The organism is Streptomyces odontomachi, from assembly GCF_024435355.1.
Taxonomy (GTDB): domain Bacteria; phylum Actinomycetota; class Actinomycetes; order Streptomycetales; family Streptomycetaceae; genus Streptomyces; species Streptomyces odontomachi.
Window position 1 is genome coordinate 71,701 of the sequence record NZ_JAMJWG010000004.1, and the last position, 17,983, is coordinate 89,683.

The following is a 17,983-nucleotide window of genomic DNA, read 5'->3' on the forward strand; positions in this document are numbered from 1 at the left end:
GCCCGAGACGCCCGGGACCCCCGACCAGCACGAGCGGCCCGGGGAGGCGACACCATGACGGTCCAGGGACTGCCCATGTCCGTTCCCTCGGCGGGGCTGCCCGCCCGGGTGCGGATCCACGAGGTCGGCGCCCGGGACGGGTTGCAGAACGAGAGCGTCACGGTACCGACCGAGGTCAAGGCCGAATTCATCCACCGGCTCGCCGGCGCCGGCCTGACGACCATCGAGGCCACCAGCTTCGTGCACCCGAAGTGGGTGCCCCAGCTGGCCGACGCGGACCAGCTGTTCCCGCTCGTCCGCGAGCTGCCGGGGGTGAACCTGCCGGTACTGGTGCCGAACGTGCGCGGTCTCGACCGCGCCCACGCACTCGGCGCCCGCCGGATCGCCGTCTTCGCCAGCGCCACCGAGTCGTTCGCCCGCGCCAATCTCAACCGTTCGGTGGACGAGTCCCTGGAGATGTTCGCCCCGGTCGTGTCCCGCGCGAAGCAGCTGTTCGACGGCACCGGGTCACCGCCCGGCGTGCCCGAGGCGCCGGCCCCGCACGTCCGCGGCTATCTCTCGATGTGCTTCGGCGACCCCTGGGAGGGCCCCGTCCCGATCGCGCAGGTGGTGCGGGTCTGCCGGGCCCTGCGCGACATGGGCTGCGACGAGCTGAGCCTCGGCGACACCATCGGTGTGGCCACCCCGGGCCACGTCACCGCCCTGCTCACCGCCCTGAACGAGGCGGGCGTGCCCGACGAGGCGCTCGGCGTGCACTTCCACGACACCTACGGCCAGGCGCTCGCCAACACGCTGGCCGCCCTCCAGCACGGCGTCACCACCGTCGACGCCTCCGCGGGCGGCCTCGGCGGCTGCCCGTACGCGAAGAGCGCCACCGGCAACCTCGCCACCGAAGACCTCGTGTGGATGTTGCACGGCCTCGGTATCGAGACCGGTGTCGACCTCGGCCGTCTCACCGCCACCAGCGCGTGGATGGCACGACACCTGGGGCGGCCCAGCCCGTCCCGCACCGTCCGGGCTCTGACCGGAGCACAGCCGGACCCGTCCGCGAAGGAGTCCTCGCCATGACCCTCGACCACCGGCTCTCCCCGGAACACGAAGAACTCCGCCGCACCGTGGAGGAGTTCGCCCGCGACGTCATCGCCCCGAAGATCGGCGACCTCTACGAGCGGCATGAGTTCCCGTACGAGATCGTGCGGGAGATGGGACGCATGGGCCTGTTCGGGCTGCCCTTCCCCGAGGAGCACGGCGGCATGGGGGGCGACTACCTGGCGCTCGGCATCGTCCTGGAGGAACTGGCCCGGGTCGACTCCTCGGTGGCGATCACCCTGGAGGCGGGCGTCTCGCTGGGCGCGATGCCGCTGCACCTGTTCGGCACCGAGGAGCAGAAGCGCCGGTGGCTGCCGCGGCTGTGCTCAGGCGAGATCCTCGGCGCGTTCGGCCTGACCGAGCCCGACGGCGGCTCCGACGCCAGCGCCACCCGCACCACCGCACGCCGTGACGAGGCCACCGGCGACTGGGTGATCAACGGCACCAAGTGCTTCATCACCAACTCCGGCACCGACATCACGGGCCTGGTCACCGTCACCGCCGTCACCGGCCGCAAGGACGACGGCAGCCCGCTCATCTCGTCGCTCATCGTGCCGTCCGGCACCCCCGGCTTCACCATCGCGGAGCCGTACTCGAAGGTCGGCTGGTGCGCGTCGGACACCCGTGAGCTGTCGTTCGTCGATGTACGGGTACCGGCCGAGAACCTGCTGGGCGAGGAGGGCAGGGGCTACGCCCAGTTCCTGCGCATCCTCGACGAGGGCCGTATCGCCATCGCCGCACTGGCCACCGGCCTCGCGCAGGGCTGCGTCGACGAGTCACTGAAGTACGCCCGTGAGCGCCATGCCTTCGGCCGCCCCATAGGGAACTACCAGGCCATCCAGTTCAAGATCGCGGACATGGAGATGAAGGCCCACACGGCCCGGCTGGCCTGGCGCGACGCGGCGTCCCGGCTGGTCAGAGGCGAGCCGTTCAAGAAGGAGGCCGCGCTCGCAAAGCTGTACTCGTCCACCGTCGCGGTGGACAACGCCCGGGAGGCGACCCAGGTCCACGGAGGGTACGGCTTCATGAACGAGTATCCGGTGGCCAGGATGTGGCGTGACGCCAAGATCCTGGAGATCGGGGAAGGCACGAGTGAGGTGCAGCGCATGCTGGTCGCCCGCGAGCTGGGCCTCGCGGGCTGACCCTCGATTCGGGGCGCCCCCTTCGTCCCCCGGGTCGAAGTCCGCCGCGCACCCCTGCGTCGGGTGCCCCCGTTCGCCCCCGGGTCAGGGGCCCCCGGTGCCCCGGGTCGGTGTCCCCGGCACCCCGGGGTCGGGGTGTCCCCGATCATCCCCCGGGTCGGGGTGCCCCCGGTACCCCCGGGGCTGGGTGTCCCCGATCGTCCCCTGGGTCGGGGTCTCCGATCACCTGCCGGTTCGGGGTAGCCCCCCGATACCCTCCGGTCGGGGTGCCCCCGTTCGCCCCCGGTTCGGGTGCCCTCGTTCGCCTTCGGCCTCCCCCTTTCGGGGTGCCTTCGTTCGCCTTCCACCGGGCCGGTGGCCACGGGTGCGGCATGGGGTTGCGGCATGGGTTGCGGCATGGGGTTGCGGCATGGGGTGCCCCTGAGCCCCGGTGGCGACCATACGGTCTCGTGGTGGCCGGTCGCGCAGTTCCCCGCGCCCCTTCAACGGTCACCGTGGGCCACCCGACCGCACCGCCTCACCACTCACGATGCGCCCACTGTTTCGTCGTGAGTCGGCGCCGCGGGGGATGTACGTGCTCGATCCGGCGCCCTCCGAACGCCGCCCCAGACACCGGCACCGAGCGCCGGCTGCTGCGCGCGCACATCCCCCCACGTCCCCTCACGAACATTCGCGACCCCACCCCGGTGAAGCCCAAACACCCACCCAAACCCTGACATCCCACAACAACCCATCACGGCCAGGGACACCGAGGGGCGACCCCCAACAGACAGGAGAAGCCGCGGCGGGACGCCCACCCGACCACGGACGTCGCACAGCAGCCAGTCACGACCAGGAACACCAAGAGACCAGGGACACCCAGGGACCAGGAACACCCAGGGACCAGGAACACCGAGGGACTGGGACACCGAGGGATAGTCGCCAACGGCGAGGAGGGGGTGTGGGGGTATGTGCGCGCGCAGGATCCGGTGCATGCAACGGCACACGAACGACAACGTTCACGCGCCGGACCGAGCACGTACATACCCCCGCGCCCCCGACCCCCAACGAAAGACCACGCGCCCCAGCACCGAACAACCAACACAAGACGACCCACGGCCACCACAAAAAAAGGGGCGCGGGGAACTGCGCACCCAGCCACCACGAAACCGAAAGCCCGCCACCAACCCCCAGGGACACCCCAAACCACACCACCCCACCAGCCGAATGAAGAGGCAAAGGGGGACACCCCCGAACCACACCCCCCCCCCACCGCCCCGTCGAACGGAGTCGAACGAGCCCCCGCCCCTCGGGCGCCCGAGATGACGGCCCTCGCCCCCTCCACCCGCCCCGCAGCGCCCCCGAAGCAAGGCAAGGCCACGCCCCGGCGTGCGAAACGCCAGGTCACCTCCACCCCCACAACCTTCAACCTATGAACGCAAGAAGGTTTATGAAACCTTCTTGCATCCGCAGCCTTGACGCACCCCCACCCCCATAGGAAATTGACTGCGGCGGTCAAGCCGCAGTCAATCCTCCTCGAGGCCGCCGGCGCACACATCCCTCCCGCTGCCCGGCAGCGGACGCAGCATTAATCTCTTCACGTCTCACGCAAGGGATTCGCCATGCATAGAACAAGACTTCAAGGGTGGCGCAGCCACCCTGCCACCGTGCCGGTGATCGCCCTGGCGGCGGCACTGGTCTTTTTTTCGGCCGTCTTGGGAGCGCTCTCAAGCGCTCAGGCCAGCGTACCCGCTCCCCCGTCCGGATGGACCACCGTCTGGTCCGACGACTTCGACGGGGGCTCCGGCTCGCTGCCCTCCTCCAGCAACTGGATCGTCGACACCGGCCACGCGTACCCGGGTGGAGCCGACAACTGGGGCACCGGCGAGATCCAGAACTACACCAGCAGCACGTCCAACCTGAGCCAGGACGGCAGCGGGAACCTGCGCATCACGCCGATCAAGGACGGCTCGGGCAACTGGACCTCGGCCCGTATCGAGTCCCGCAACACCTTCCAGCCGGCCGCCGGCGGCAAGATGCGCATCGAGGGCCGTATCCAGATGCCCGACGTCACCGGCAGCGCCGCCCTGGGCTACTGGTCGGCGTTCTGGACCCTCGGTGAGAACTACCGCGGCAACTACCAGAACTGGCCCGGCATCGGCGAGTTCGACATCATGGAGAACGTCAACGGCGCCAACACCGTCTGGGGCACCCTGCACTGCGGCACCAACCCGGGCGGCTACTGCAACGAGACCAACGGCCTGGGTTCCAGCCGCTCCTGCCCGAACTCCGCCTGCCCGGGCGCGTTCCACACCTACGCGTTCGAGTGGGACCGCAGCGTCTCCCCCGAGACCCTGCGCTGGTACGTCGACGGCGTGCAGTACCACTCGGTCAACGCGAACCAGATGGACGCCAGCACCTGGGCGGCCGCCACCCACCACGCCCACTTCATCCTGCTCAACGTGGCCATGGGCGGAGGCTTCCCGAACGGCGTCGCCGGCACCAGCACCCCCACGTCGGCCACCGGCTCGGGCCACCCCATGCTGGTCGACTACGTGACCGTGCTCTCCAGCAGCGGCTCCGGCAGCGGCGGCGGCGACACCGGCGGTGACACCGGTGGCGGCACCGGCGGGGGCAGCGCCTACGCCACCATCCAGGCCGAGGACTACTCCGCGCAGTCCGGCGTCACCACCGAGAGCACCAGCGACAGCGACGGCGGCCAGAACCTCGGCGCCCTCGCCAACGGCGACTGGGTGCGCTACGACGACGTCGACTTCGGCAGCACAGCGGCCACCCAGTTCAAGGCCAGGGTCGCCTCCGGTGCGGCGAGCGGCGTCAGCGGCCTGATCGAGGTGCGCCTGGACAGTCGTGACGCGACCCCGATCGGCAGCCTGTCGGTCGGCAGCACCGGGGGCTGGCAGAGCTGGCGCACGGTCCCGGCCAACATCAGCTCCGTGACCGGCACCCATGACGTCTACCTGACGTTCTCCAGCGGCCAGTCGGCCGACTATGTCAACCTCAACTGGTTCACCTTCGCCACCTCGTAACCCACCCGCACCATCGACGTGCGCCCGGCGTCTCCACGGGGCTTCCCTTCACCGCCCCGTCCCGGTGAAGGGAAGGCCCGTCGGCGGGGACACCGCTACTCGGGCAGGCCCTCGGCGAAGAGGAGACGTCGGTCGAGTGCCACCTGACGCAATTTCAACGCCGCCGCGTACTGGGGCGAGTCGTACCACTCTCTGGCGCGATCCATGTCGGGGAACTCCACGATCACGAGACTCCGGCCTGGTGGCCAGGCTCCTTCGACGGCGTCCGGCAGCGCACCACGCACCACGTAGCGACCTCCGTAATGCCGGATCGAAGCCTCGGCCAACCGTTTGTACTCGTCCGCGAGCCTCTCGTTCAGAATCTCCACCTCGGAGATCACATAAGCAGCCATGCGGATCATGTTTCCACGCCCCGGAAACGGCGTGCGCGGCACGGGTTCGTCCGGGATCCGGCCGCCGCCCCGACCCCGGATCGTCAGCGCAACGACAGCTGAAGGGCCCGCGCCACGTCGCGCACGGTGAAGTCCACCCGCTTCCCCTTGTATCGGTAGGTGCCGTGCGGGGTGAAGGAGACGGTTCCGGTGCGGAACGAGTCCGGCACTTCGAACGCCACGGACAGGGCGCCCTGGGCGACTCCGCTCCTGTCCTCCGCCGCCCCCTGCCCCGCCGTTCCCAAAGGCAACGGCGCCCTGGTCGACACCTTTCCGACCCCCCGTACCGTGGTGCCGTCCGGCAGGGTGAGCCGGAAGCTGCGGGCGGCGTCGAGGTCGGCGTCCAGCCGTTGGGAACCCGACGCGGCCCCGATCTGCGTCTCGATGTCCCCGCCCAGGTACAGCCAGGCCTTGCCCTTCTCCGCCCAGCCGGGACCGTCGGCATACGGTTGCAGCGCGGGCTTGCCGCCATGGACGGAGACGGTGGCCGCCCCCTTTCCGGCCGCGCCGTGGAAATCGCCGGTCACGCCGACACCGATCTGGTCGGCGGCCTTCAGCGGGTAGTACGCGGAGATGACGTCGCCCTGACGGCGCCCGGTGCGCAGGTTCAGCAGCTGCGTGCGGCCCGCGTCGGTGATGGCCAGCACCGGATCGGCGCCGCTGGGCACGCTCACCAGGATGTCGTGGTCGGACGAGAGGTCCCGGACGATGCCCGGCAGCTTGACGGTCTTTCCGCCCGCCCGGATCTCGCCTTTCACCTTGTCTTCGGGGGCGATGTTGTTCTTGTACTCCGGAAGGGCGGGGGTGGACTTCGGCAGGGCGGGTACCGTGTGCACGATCATGAACCGGTAGCCGGGCGGGGCCTGGAGCGACGGCCCTTGCATCTGCTTCGCATGACCCGAGTGGTCCATGCCGCCCATGTCACCCATGCCGTCCATGTCCGCCATGTCATCGTGGTCCATGTTGGCGAAGTAGCCGAAGTTCATGGCCTGGGTGTGGCTGAGTTTCGTGGTGAACGAGACCCGGTCGAACTGCGCCACGAAGTGCGGCCCCACCAGCCGTGCCCGCGCGGGAGAGAACGTGTGCGTGTCGGCGTAGACGTCGTCGGTCGTGGTGCCGTACGCCCCGTAGTCGGCCGGCGCGACGGTGGCCGCGGTGGACGTCGGAGCCGGATGCGCGCCGTCGCCGTCGCCGCCGCACGCTGCACAGAGCGCGGCGCACGCCGCCGTGACGAGCCCGGCCCGCATCCCGGCAAGGGTGCGGATTCGCAACGGTGCCCAAGGGCGTGAGCCCCGCGCACCCCGGCGCCTTCGCCCGCGCGAGAGCGGGGAGCGCTGACGCGCCCCACCCGCCCGGCGCGCTTCCCGCACGTCGCCACCGTCCACCGCTTCGGCCTGCCGCACAGCCATCCGTCTTCTCCCTCTCGCTGCCCGCCTTGCCCTGCCGTTCCGTGCCCTTGCGGCCGTTGCCGACCTCGCGTGCGGCCCCTCCACGCCGCGCCCGCGACGCAGCGACACCCCCAGAAAGGTCCATACCAATCTCGGCATCATACGGATCCCCCGCCAACCTGGCTACGACACGGCCGCGACAGGCGGGGCGGCGATGCCGTCACGAGTCGTGCCGCCGGTGGGCGACCAGATATCCGGCGTGGCGGCGGACGGCGAGCCGCTTCCCCATCAACGGGCCCCGGCGAGAGCACCACCCCGGCTCCCCGGTGCGCCCCCGGACTCCCCACGGAACTTTGGTTAGGTTAACCTAACCAAAGTTTGCGCCACCGACGAAAGCAGTCACGCCATGCGCCCTCCCCATGTCCTCCCACCCTCTCGTCGCAGCATGCTCGCCGCGGGCGGTGCCCTTGGGCTCGGCGCCCTGCTCACCGCCTGCGGCAGCGGAAGTGACAGCGGCTCGGACGGCACGGGCGGCACGGGCTCGTGGAGCTTCAAGGACGACCGCGGCAAGCAGGCCAGGGCGGACGGCACGCCGAAGAACATCGTCGCGTTCACCGGCGTCGCCGCCGCGCTGCACGACTACGGCATCGCGTGCAAGGGCGTCTTCGGCCCGACGAAGACCAAGGACGGCAAGCCGGACGTCCAGGCCGGCGACCTGGACGTCGACAAGGTGACGGTGCTCGGCAACACCTGGGGCCAGTTCAACATCGAGAAGTACGCCGAGCTCGCGCCCGACCTGCTGGTCTCCACCATGTTCGACGACACCGGAACGCTCTGGTACGTCCCGGAGGAGTCCAAGGACAAGATCCTCAAGCTGGCACCCGGCGTCGGCATCAGCGTCTACGACCGCAAGATGACCGAGCCGCTGCGCCGCCTGCTCGACCTGGCCACCGCGCTCGGCGCCGACCCTGAGGCGCCGAAGGTCACCCGGGCCAAGAAGCGCTTCGAGGACGCCTCGGACCGGCTGCGCAAGGCGGCCAAGGCGAACCCGGGCATCAAGGTGCTGGTCGGCTCGGCCAGCCAGGACATCTTCTACGTCTCCGGCACCAACCTCTCCGCCGACCTGGAGTACTTCGCCTCGCTCGGCGTGCACTTCGTCGAGCCGCCCGAGTCGGCGAAGAAGGACAGCGGCGGCTGGTTCGAGAACCTGAGCTGGGAGAACGTCGACAAGTACGACGCGGACCTGATCATGATGGACAACCGCACCTCGGCCCTCCAGCCCGATGTCCTGGACAAGTCCAAGCCGACCTGGCGCAAACTGCCCGCCGTCGCCGCCGGCCAGGTCATCCCGCGGGTCACCGAGCCCATTTACTCCTACGACAAGTGCGCCCCGATCCTGGAGGCCCTCGCCTCCGCGATCGAGAAGGCCAAGAAGGTCGGCTGATCCTCCGGCCGGGCACCCACCGGCGACCGAACCCGCCCCGAGCCCACCCCCGGGCCGACCGCGCGCACCCCACGCAGGCCCGCGCACCACCACCCCCGCCCGCACCCACGCACCATCGCGCACCGCAAGCACCGCCCGCACCGCCCGCACCGTCGCGCACCCCGGATGTCCCCGATCGGCCCGACCCACCCGACTCGCCCGACACGAGGAGCTCTGACCCGCATGACAACCGCCGTGACCTCCCCGTTCCGCTTCTTCCCGCTGCACGTCGTACGGACCATGCGGCTCAGTCCTTCGCTGGTCCGGGTCACCTTCGGCGGGGCAGAGCTGGACGCCTTCGCCTGCGGAGGCCGCGACCAGAGCGTGTCGCTGTTCCTGCCGCACCCGGGGCAGCCGGAACCCGTCGTGCCGGTGGAGGAGGGCGACGGATGGTGGCGGGCCTGGCGGCAACTGCCCGATGGCGTACGGGCGGTGATGCGTTCGTACACGGTGCGCGGGCAGCGCCACAATCCGGACGGCAGCAGCGAGATCGACATCGACTTCGCCCTGCACGGCCGGCCGGACGCGCCGGGGGCGACCCACACGACGGCGACCGTCCTGCGGGAGGCCGTCCCCGCCGGTCCGGCCTCGCGCTGGGCGGCCCGCGCCAGCCCCGGCGACCGTGCGCTCGTCCTCGGCCCGGCGGTCGCCGACAACTCGGCCGTCCGCTTCCGGCCACCTGCGGACACCGATCTCGTCGTGCTCTGCGCGGACGAGACCGCACTGCCCGCCGTCGCGGGCATCCTGGAGTCCCTGCCGCCCGGGCTGCGGGTGCGCGCCTGGTGCGAGGTGCCGTGCGACGCCGACCGCCAGGACCTGTCCACCCGGGCCGACGCCCACATCACCTGGCTGGTGCGCGAGACGGGCGCGCCCCGCCTCGACACGACGCTGCGGGATGCCCAACTGCCGGCCACCGCCGCACCATACGCCTGGGTCGCGGGTGAGTCGTCGCAGGTCAAATCGGTGCGTCGGCATCTGGTCGGGGAGCGCGGGTTCGACCGGGGGCGGGTCACGTTCGTCGGCTACTGGCGGCGCGGCCTGAGCGAGGAGCAACTACGCGCCGAGGCCGAGGCAGCCAGGGCCGCCGCGGCTTAGTCCTCCCTTTCCCCGAACGGCCCTCCCTTCCTCCGAACGGCCTCCCTTCCTCCGAACGGCCCTCCCTTCCTCCGAACGGCCCATCCTCCCCAGAACGGCCCATCAATCGGCGCGGCACGTAGGACCGCTGGGCCGTCGGGATGTCCCCGGCCGAGGACTCACCCCACCTTCCACACGAGAAAGTTAGGTTAGGCTAACCTAACTAACGAGCTACGAAGCTACGAAGCTACGAAGCTATCGAGCTACCGCGTTTCTCCCGCACCACCCTCCACACCCCCCGTACGCCCTCAAGGAGCCTTCATGCGCTCGCACCTGCTCAATGACCAGACGACGGACCGGTATCGGCACGCCGTCACCGAGGGAGTCGAGCGGGTGGCGGCCAGACTCGCCGCCACCGAGCGGCCGTTCACCGGCGTCACCCCCGCTGACCTCGCCCCCCGGATGGCCTCGATCGACCTGGACCGGCCGCTGTACGACACGAGCGCCGCGCTGGACGAGCTGGAGGACGTCTACCTCCGCGACGCCGTCTACTTCCACCACCCGCGCTACCTCGCCCACCTCAACTGCCCGGTGGTCATCCCGGCGGTACTCGGCGAGGCCGTGCTCTCGGCCGTCAACTCCTCGGTCGACACCTGGGACCAGTCGGCCGGCGGCACCCTCATCGAGCGGCGCATGATCGACTGGACCACCGAGCGGGTGGGCCTGGGGCCGGCCGCGGACGGCGTCTTCACCAGCGGCGGCACCCAGTCCAACCTCCAGGCCCTGCTGCTGGCACGCGAGGAGGCAAAGGCCGGCGGCACGGGGGACGACACCGGTGCGGTCGGCACCCCGGACCTGGGGCGGCTGCGCATCCTGGCCTCCGAGGTGAGCCACTTCAGCGTCCGCAAAGCGGCGAAACTGCTCGGTCTCGCCTCGGACGCGGTGATCGCGGTGCCGTGCGACCGGGACAAGCGCATGCAGCCCACCGCACTCGCCCGCGAGCTGGAACGCTGCGTGGCCGATGGTCTGGTGCCGATGGCGGTGGTCGCGACCGCGGGCACCACGGACTTCGGCTCCATCGACCCGCTGCCCGAGATCGCCGAGCTGTGCGACCGGTACGACACCTGGCTGCACGTCGACGCCGCCTACGGCTGCGGCCTGCTGGTCTCCGCCTGCCGCCGGCACCTGCTGGCCGGCATCGGGCGCGCCGACTCCGTCACCGTCGACTACCACAAGTCGTTCTTCCAGCCGGTGAGTTCCAGCGCCGTCCTGGTGCGCGACGGCGCCACGCTCCGGCACGCCACGTACCACGCCGACTACCTCAACCCGCGGCAGGCCGCGCAGGACCGCGTCCCCAACCAGGTCGACAAGTCCCTCCAGACCACCCGCCGCTTCGACGCCCTCAAGCTGTGGCTGACGCTGCGCGTGATGGGCGCCGACGCGGTGGGCGCGCTCTTCGACGAGGTGTGTGCGCTGGCCACCGAGGGCTGGCGGATGCTGCTGGCCGACCCGCGCTTCGACGTGGTGGTGGAGCCCACGCTGTCCACCCTCGTCTTCCGCTACGTACCGATCACGCCGGTGGCCCCCGCGAGCATCGACCGGGCCAACAAGGCGGCCCGTACCGCACTGTTCGCCTCCGGTGCCGCCGTGGTCGCCGGCACCTCCGTGAACGGCCGCCACTACCTGAAGTTCACCCTGCTCAACCCCGAGACGACGACGGACGACATCGCCGCCGTGCTCGATCTGATCGCCGGCCATGCCGAGCAGTACCTGGGAGGCACCCTTGACCGCGCCAGCTGACCGGACCACCGGCGACCGCACGGACGGCCAGGACACCGCGGTGGAGGCCGACTTCATCGGCATCGGGCTCGGCCCCTTCAACCTCGGGCTGGCCTGCCTGACCGAACCGCTCGACGACCTGAACGGCGTCTTCCTGGAGTCCAGGCCCGAGTTCGCCTGGCACACCGGCATGCTGCTGGACGGTGCCCATCTCCAGACGCCGTTCCTGTCCGACCTGGTCACCCTCGCCGATCCGACGTCCCCGTACTCGTTCCTGAACTACCTGAAGCAGTCGGGCCGCCTCTACGCGTTCTACATCCGCGAGAACTTCTATCCGCTGCGCGCCGAGTACAACGACTACTGCCGCTGGGCCGCCGCCCGGCTGAGCAGCGTCCGCTTCAGCACGACGGTCACCGAGGTGACATACGAAGCGGGCGCCGAGAGGGCCGGTGGTAGCGGAGACGACGGCGGCCACTACGTCGTCCGTACCGACACCGGCACCACCTACCGTGCGCCCCGGCTGGTCCTCGGCACCGGCACCCCGCCCTACACCCCGCCGGCCTGCGAGAACCTGGGCGGCGACGCGATCCACAACTCCCGTTACCTGGAGCACAAGCGGGCCCTCCAGCAGAAGAGGTCGATCACGCTGGTCGGCAGCGGGCAGTCCGCCGCCGAGATCTACCACGACCTGCTGGGCGAGATCGACACGCACGGCTACCGGTTGAACTGGATCACCCGCTCACCGCGCTTCTTCCCGCTGGAGTACACCAAGCTCACGCTGGAGATGACGTCGCCCGAGTACGCGGACTACTTCCACGCGCTGCCGGAGGACACCCGTTACCGCCTGGAGCGCGAGCAGAAGGGGCTGTTCAAGGGCATCGACTCGGCGCTGATCGACGCGATCTTCGAGCTGCTCTACCGGAAGAGCCTGGCGGGCCCGGTGCCCACCCGGCTGCTGACCAACACCGCGTTGCAGTCCGCGGCCTACGACGCCGACTCGGGCAGCTACACGCTGGGCCTGCGCCAGCAGGAGCAGGGCCGCGACGTGCGGCTGCACACCGAAGGGCTGATCCTGGCCACCGGGTACCACTACCAGGTGCCCGCGTTCCTGCGGCCCGTCCACGACCGGCTCCGCTGGGACGGCCACGGCCGCTTCGACGTGGCCCGCAACTACGCGATCGACACCACCGGGCGCGGCGTCTTCCTCCAGAACGCGGGCGTGCACACGCACAGCGTCACCAGCCCCGACCTGGGCATGGGCGCCTACCGCAACGCGTACATCATCCGCGAGCTGCTGGGCCGCGAGGTCTACCCGGTCGAGAAGTCCATCGCGTTCCAGGACTTCGCAGCCCCGGACGACCTGACCCCGGACGACCCCTCCTCTGACGACCTGTCCCCGGACGACCTGTCCCCGGACGACCTGTCCCGGGACGCTCCTTCCTCGGACGTCCGGCTGCTGCCTCCCACCGCCCCTGCGTCCCCCGTCTTCACCCGCACCGACCCCGCGGCGGGCGACTTCGCGCTGCGCCCGCTCGACCCGGACGCCGACGCCGGCCTGCTGCACGGCTGGGTGACCCACCCCAAGGCCGCGTTCTGGCTGATGCAGGACGCCACGCCGGAGGACGTGCGGCGCGAGTACGGGGCGATCGCCGCCCATCCGCACCACGACGCGTTCCTCGGACTGCACCGTGGCGAACCCGCCTTCCTCATGGAGCGCTACGACCCGGCGCACGTGGAGCTGACCGGTCTGTACGAGGCCGCGGAAGGCGATGTGGGCATGCACTTCCTGACCGCGCCGAGCGATGTCCGGATCCCCGGATTCACCGTGGCCGTGCTGACCACCGTGATGGAGTTCCTGTTCGCCGACCCGGCCGTCCGCCGCGTCGTCGTCGAACCCGACGTCCGCAACGCGGCCGTGCAGCGCCGCAACGCGGCCGTCGGCTTCGTCCCCGTCCGCGAGATCGCCAAGCCCGAGAAGCGTGCGCTGCTCAGCTTCTGCACCCGCGCGCAGTTCACCGACCGGCAGGCCCAGGGAGCAGCCATATGACCCCCGTTCCGGCACCTTCACCGTCCGACGGCACCGTCGCCCACCTGACGCCCGACCGCTGGGAGCAGGCCGGCCGGCTGCTGATCCGCAAAGCGCTCGCCGAGTTCACCCACGAGCGGCTGCTGACGCCCACCGCGCTCGGCGACGGCGGCTACGAGGTGCGCAGCGACGACGACCGGGTGGCGTACCGCTTCCGCGCCCGGCTCCTCGCACTGGACCACTGGGCCGTCGACGCCGCCTCGATCACCCGGCGGCGCACCGCGGACGGCACCGAGCTGCCGCTGTCCGCACTGGACTTCTTCACCGAACTGCGCGGCACGCTCGGCCTGAGCGACACCGTGCTGCCGGTCTACCTGGAGGAGATCTCCTCCACCGTGGCCAGCGCCTGCTACAAGCTCGCCAAGCCGGACACCACCGCGGCCGAGCTCGCCGGCGCCGACTTCCAGGCCATCGAGTCCGGCATGACCGAGGGCCACCCCTGCTTCGTCGCCAACAACGGCCGGCTCGGCTTCGGCGGCGACGAGTACCTCGCCTACGCACCGGAGACCGCCCGCCCCGTCCGGCTGGTCTGGGTCGCCGCCCACCGGGACCGCACCGCCTTCACCGCGGGCGCCGGGATCGACTACCCGACACTCCTCGACACCGAGCTGGGCGCACCCACCGTCGCACGCTTCGAGACGACCCTGCGCGAGAAGGGCCTCGACCCGGACGACTACCTGCTGATCCCCGTCCACCCCTGGCAGTGGCGGCACAAGCTCACCGTCACCTTCGCCGCGGAGGTCGCCACCCACCGTCTGGTCTTCCTCGGCGAGGCGGACGACGAGTACCTCGCCCAGCAGTCGATCCGCACCTTCTTCAACTCCGGCGACCCCACCAAGCACTATGTGAAAACAGCCCTGTCCGTGCTGAACATGGGGTTCATGCGGGGCCTGTCGGCGGCGTACATGGCGGCCACCCCGGCGATCAACGACTGGCTCGCCGACCTGATCGCATCCGACGCCACCCTCCGCGCCACCGGCCTGAGCATCATCCGGGAGCGCGCCGCGGTCGGCTACCGCCACCTGGAGTACGAGGCCGCCACCGACCGGTACTCCCCGTACCGCAAGATGCTGGCCGCGCTGTGGCGCGAGTCGCCCGTGCCGGGCCTGAAGGACGGCGAGCGGCTGGCGACGATGGCGTCGCTGCTGCACACCGACCACCACGGTGCCTCGTTCGCCGCGGCGCTCATCGCCCGCTCGGGCCAGCCGCCCACCGAGTGGCTGCGCTGCTACCTGCGCGCCTACCTCACGCCGTTGCTGCACTGCTTCTACGCCTACGAGCTGGTCTTCATGCCGCACGGCGAGAACGTGATCCTCGTCCTCGACGAGGCCGGCACGGTGCAGCGGGCCATCTTCAAGGACATCGCCGAGGAGATCGCGGTGATGAGCCCCGACACCCCGCTGCCGCCCGAGGTGGAACGCCTCCGGGTCGAGGTGCCCGACGACCGCAAACTCCTGTCGGTCTTCACGGACGTCTTCGACTGCTTCTTCCGCTTCCTCTCCGCCGACCTGGTCACCGAGGGCGTCCTGGACGAGGACACCTTCTGGACCGCGGTCGCCGACAGCGTACGCGACTACCAGCAGACCCACCCCGAACTCGCCGAACGCTTCCGCACCTACGACATGTTCGCCCCCGAGTTCACCCTGTCCTGCCTGAACCGCCTCCAACTACGCAACAACCACCAAATGCTGGACCTCGCCGACCCGGCAGGCGCCCTCCAACTGGTCGGAACCCTGAAGAACCCGATCGCCTGAAGCACGGCAAGGGCGCGGCGCAGCGCGCGGGCCCAGGGTGCCCACAAGAAAGGGGCGCGGGGAACTGCGCGACAAGCCCCGACGAGCCGTCAGATCGCCACCACCCTCAGGGGCCACCCCCGATCGCATCCGGCCGGCCGAAGGCCGCCGAAAAGAACGGAGCGCCGAAGGGCGCAGCCCCCGGCACGGGGCACCGCACCACAAGAGCGAACCGGCCCCGGGACCGACCCCGAGAATCAGCCCCGCCCCCCGGGCAGGGCGTACGCCCGCAGAAACACCCGCACCCCACCCTCCACCAGCCCATCGATCTCCGCATCGGACAACGGCACGGTCCCGTACCAGGAGCGGTGGTTGACCCGCCCGGTGAGCAGCAGCCCGAGGAACTCGGCGGCCTCATCGGGCTCGGGCACATCCAGCAGGCCCTGCTCCCCGAGCTGCGCCAGCCGCGCGGCCAGCGTCCGCTGCACGGGCCGTTCCTGCCGCGGCGGCAGGAGCAACGCCGGGAAGTGCGCTCCCTCGGCGATCAGCAGCCGCATGACGGCGGCCCGTTCGGCGGACCGGGCCATCGCCGTGGCGAAGGCGCGCCCGAAGGCGGTCAACCGCGCGGCCAGCTCGGACGCGTCGGCCACGACATCGTCAGGGCCCCTGCCCAGCGTCCGCTCCAGGAGCTCGTCGAAGGCCGCCGCCTCGGAGTCGGCGGTCTCCCGCACCGCGCTGACGAAGAGGCGTTCCTTGTCGCCGTAGTAGTCGTAGATCGTGCGCTTGGAGACCCCGGCCGTGCGGGCGATGGCGTCGACGCTGGCGCGCTGGTAGCCCTCGCGCACGAAGACGTCGAGGGCCGCCTGCACGATCAGCGCACGCTTGGCGGGTGAGCCCTGTCTCAGGGGCGGGGGCGGGGTGTCCGGCACGGTGCTGGTCCTTTTCCGTTGGTTACACGCATCAGTGTAGCTATCTACACTGCACGGTGTAGTGTGGCTCGCCATGACCCCACACCCAGCCTCCGAACCCCCCGGAGAACCCGCCAGCGAGCCACCCCACGCACCAACCGGCAGGCCGCCCCACGCACCACCTCACGAACCCCCCGCCAACACGCCGGACGACACCCCGAAGGCCCCCGTCTCCACCCCCACCCCCACCCCCGCACCGACCCCCCTCGACCCCGCCCTGCTGCGGCTCGGCGTGGTGATCGTGGTCGGCTCCGTCACCGCGCTGCTGGACATGACGATGGTCACGGTCGCGCTGGCCGACCTGAGCCGGACGTTCGGCGCGTCGGTGACCACCGTCCAGTGGGTCAGCGCCGGTTATCTGCTGGCCATCGCCTCGGTCGTACCGGTGACGGGACGCCTGGCCGAACGGTTCGGCACCCGCACGGTGTGGCTGTGCGCGCTCACCGCTTTCGCGGCCGGCTCCGCACTGTGTGGGGCCGCCTGGTCGGTGGGGAGCCTGATCGCGTTCCGGGCCGTGCAGGGCGTGGGCGGCGGCATGATCGTGCCGCTCAGCATGATGATCCTGGCGCGGGCGGCCGACCCCGACCAGCGCGGCCGGGTGATGAGCATCGCCGCCGTGCCGGGCCAGGTCGCCCCCATCGCGGGACCGCTGCTCGGCGGTCTCATCGTGGACGGTCCCGGCTGGCGCTGGATCTTCTACGTCAACGTGCCGATCTGCGCGATCGCCCTGCTGCTGGCCCGCCGTGACCTTCCGCACGACGCGCCGAGCGCCGGCGCCGTGGAGGGCGGCGGCCGGTGGCTCGACCCGGTGGGCCTGGCGCTGCTCTCCCCCGGTCTTGCGCTGGCCGTCTACGGTCTCTCCGGCGGGGCCTGGGCACGCCGCCCGCTGCTGGCCGCCGGCCTGGTCCTGCTCGTCGCCTTCTGCGTCCACGCGCTGCGCCCGGGCACCGTCATGCCCCTGCTCGACCTGCGCCTCTTCCGGCACCGGGCGCTCGCCGCCGCCACGGCGCTGAACTTCCTCTCACGGCTCTCCGTCTTCGGTGCCTCCGTGCTCCTGCCGCTCTACTTCCAGCTGGCACGCGGCGACAGCGCCCTGGTCACCGGGCTGCTGCTCGCCCCGCAGAGCGTCGGCACCATGGTCGCCCTGCCGTACGTGGGCCGGCTCACCGACCGGATCGGGGCGCGCCCCGTCGTGCTGGCCGGGATCGCCGTCACGGCCCTGGGCACGCTGGTGTTCACGCAGGTCACCGCCCACACCGACCTCGTGCTGTTGTGCGCGGCCCGGCTGGTGTGGGGCGCGGGGGTGGCGGCGGTCGCGGTGCCGGTGTCCGCGGCGGCGTACGACGGTCTCGCGCCGGAGGCGATCCCGGGGGCGACGAGTGCGATCACGGCGATGCAGACGGTGGGCGCGTCGGTCGGCGCCGCGGTCCTCACCGCGATCCTGGGCAGCAGGGTCGGCCACCATCCCGGGGCGATCGCGGCTGCGTTCGCGGACACGTTCTGGTGGGTGCTGGGGTTCTCGTTGCTGACGGTGGTCCCCACACTGCTGCTGCCGCTGCGCCGGCCCGACCGCCACGGGGCTCGGCCCCGCACGGCGGGTCACGCGGCGGGGCCCGCGCCCCGGGGCCCGGAGGGCGATGCCGGTTCGTCCCAGGACGGCGGACGGACTTCACCCTGACCGTGGCGCCCCCAGCACGATCGAGCCGATGCCGTGTCAGTCCGCCTCACTAGGGTGCCCGTCATGGTTGAGCAGACCCCATCACCCCGGGACGAAGACGCTTTCG

12 protein-coding genes and 1 pseudogene are annotated in these 17,983 nt (G+C 71.0%); 10 read left to right on the forward strand and 3 right to left on the reverse strand.

The genetic code is table 11. The annotated features are described in order from the left end of the window. The first annotated feature begins 54 nt into the window (after positions 1-54). The 3 genes from NQO67_RS11240 to NQO67_RS11250 all read left to right on the forward strand — a co-directional run bounded on the left by NQO67_RS11240 (position 55) and on the right by NQO67_RS11250 (position 5,257). A complete protein-coding gene (locus NQO67_RS11240; RefSeq protein WP_255949716.1) occupies positions 55-1,068 on the forward strand; it encodes a hydroxymethylglutaryl-CoA lyase in 1,014 nt (337 codons plus the stop codon). Further along, entirely contained in the window at positions 1,065-2,231 is a 1,167-nt protein-coding gene (locus tag NQO67_RS11245) for an acyl-CoA dehydrogenase family protein (protein WP_255949717.1), read from the forward strand. The genes NQO67_RS11240 and NQO67_RS11245 overlap by 4 nt, the downstream gene beginning before the upstream one ends. Positions 2,232-3,832: 1,601 nt before the next feature. Further along, on the forward strand, positions 3,833-5,257 hold the full coding sequence (locus tag NQO67_RS11250; protein WP_305125699.1) for a glycoside hydrolase family 16 protein: 1,425 nt from the start codon (positions 3,833-3,835) through the stop codon (positions 5,255-5,257). 95 nt (positions 5,258-5,352) lie between these two features. On the opposite strand, the gene NQO67_RS11255 is transcribed toward NQO67_RS11250, so the two are convergent. After that, positions 5,353-5,649, reverse strand: coding sequence for a DUF1330 domain-containing protein (locus NQO67_RS11255; RefSeq protein ID WP_255949719.1), 297 nt, complete (start codon positions 5,647-5,649; stop codon positions 5,353-5,355). A gap of 83 nt (positions 5,650-5,732) precedes the next feature. Beyond that, positions 5,733-6,935 carry a hypothetical protein gene (locus tag NQO67_RS11260; RefSeq protein ID WP_255949720.1) on the reverse strand — a complete coding sequence of 401 codons (1,203 nt, stop codon included), beginning with the start codon at positions 6,933-6,935 and terminating at the stop codon, positions 5,733-5,735. Between the two features lie 586 nt (positions 6,936-7,521). Between NQO67_RS11260 and NQO67_RS11265 the strand changes: the two genes are divergently transcribed. The 6 genes and pseudogenes from NQO67_RS11265 (at position 7,522) to NQO67_RS11290 (ending at position 15,252) form a co-directional block, all read left to right on the forward strand. Continuing rightward, on the forward strand, positions 7,522-8,520 hold the full coding sequence (locus NQO67_RS11265; protein ID WP_305125700.1) for an ABC transporter substrate-binding protein: 999 nt from the start codon (positions 7,522-7,524) through the stop codon (positions 8,518-8,520). A gap of 222 nt (positions 8,521-8,742) precedes the next feature. Beyond that, positions 8,743-9,654: a siderophore-interacting protein gene (locus tag NQO67_RS11270; protein WP_255949722.1), complete on the forward strand. Its 912-nt coding sequence runs from the start codon at positions 8,743-8,745 to the stop codon at positions 9,652-9,654. Positions 9,655-9,954: 300 nt separating this feature from the next. Beyond that, entirely contained in the window at positions 9,955-11,433 is a 1,479-nt protein-coding gene (locus tag NQO67_RS11275; protein WP_255949723.1) for a pyridoxal phosphate-dependent decarboxylase family protein, read from the forward strand. Further along, positions 11,417-12,760, forward strand: a pseudogene (locus tag NQO67_RS11280) (lysine N(6)-hydroxylase/L-ornithine N(5)-oxygenase family protein); the annotation flags it as partial. The gene NQO67_RS11275 and the pseudogene NQO67_RS11280, both read left to right, overlap by 17 nt. A 174-nt stretch (positions 12,761-12,934) precedes the next feature. Then, positions 12,935-13,459, forward strand: coding sequence for a GNAT family N-acetyltransferase (locus NQO67_RS11285; protein WP_255950015.1), 525 nt, complete (start codon positions 12,935-12,937; stop codon positions 13,457-13,459). Beyond that, positions 13,456-15,252: an IucA/IucC family protein gene (locus NQO67_RS11290; RefSeq protein ID WP_255949724.1), complete on the forward strand. Its 1,797-nt coding sequence runs from the start codon at positions 13,456-13,458 to the stop codon at positions 15,250-15,252. Before NQO67_RS11285 ends, NQO67_RS11290 begins: the two co-directional genes overlap by 4 nt. A 236-nt stretch (positions 15,253-15,488) precedes the next feature. Here NQO67_RS11290 and NQO67_RS11295 read toward each other — a convergent pair whose 3' ends face one another. After that, positions 15,489-16,160 (reverse strand): TetR/AcrR family transcriptional regulator, encoded by a 672-nt coding sequence (locus NQO67_RS11295; protein ID WP_255949725.1) that lies wholly within the window; start codon positions 16,158-16,160, stop codon positions 15,489-15,491. A 73-nt stretch (positions 16,161-16,233) separates the two neighbouring features. Here NQO67_RS11295 and NQO67_RS11300 point away from each other — a divergent pair, with 73 nt between their 5' ends. Further along, positions 16,234-17,877 (forward strand): MDR family MFS transporter, encoded by a 1,644-nt coding sequence (locus NQO67_RS11300; RefSeq protein WP_255949726.1) that lies wholly within the window; start codon positions 16,234-16,236, stop codon positions 17,875-17,877. Positions 17,878-17,983 lie beyond the last annotated feature (106 nt).

Excerpts from the sequence above, each read along its gene's own strand:
- NQO67_RS11260 (WP_255949720.1), bottom strand. The coding sequence starts at position 6,935 with ATGCGGGCCGGGCTCGTCACGGCGGCGTGCGCCGCGCTCTGTGCAGCG.
- NQO67_RS11275 (WP_255949723.1), top strand. The coding sequence starts at position 9,955 with ATGCGCTCGCACCTGCTCAATGACCAGACGACGGACCGGTATCGGCAC.
- NQO67_RS11290 (WP_255949724.1), top strand. The coding sequence starts at position 13,456 with ATGACCCCCGTTCCGGCACCTTCACCGTCCGACGGCACCGTCGCCCAC.
- NQO67_RS11270 (WP_255949722.1), top strand. The coding sequence starts at position 8,743 with ATGACAACCGCCGTGACCTCCCCGTTCCGCTTCTTCCCGCTGCACGTC.
- NQO67_RS11250 (WP_305125699.1), top strand. The coding sequence starts at position 3,833 with ATGCATAGAACAAGACTTCAAGGGTGGCGCAGCCACCCTGCCACCGTG.
- NQO67_RS11265 (WP_305125700.1), top strand. The coding sequence starts at position 7,522 with ATGCTCGCCGCGGGCGGTGCCCTTGGGCTCGGCGCCCTGCTCACCGCC.
- NQO67_RS11300 (WP_255949726.1), top strand. The coding sequence starts at position 16,234 with ATGACCCCACACCCAGCCTCCGAACCCCCCGGAGAACCCGCCAGCGAG.
- NQO67_RS11240 (WP_255949716.1), top strand. The coding sequence starts at position 55 with ATGACGGTCCAGGGACTGCCCATGTCCGTTCCCTCGGCGGGGCTGCCC.
- NQO67_RS11255 (WP_255949719.1), bottom strand. The coding sequence starts at position 5,649 with ATGGCTGCTTATGTGATCTCCGAGGTGGAGATTCTGAACGAGAGGCTC.
- NQO67_RS11245 (WP_255949717.1), top strand. The coding sequence starts at position 1,065 with ATGACCCTCGACCACCGGCTCTCCCCGGAACACGAAGAACTCCGCCGC.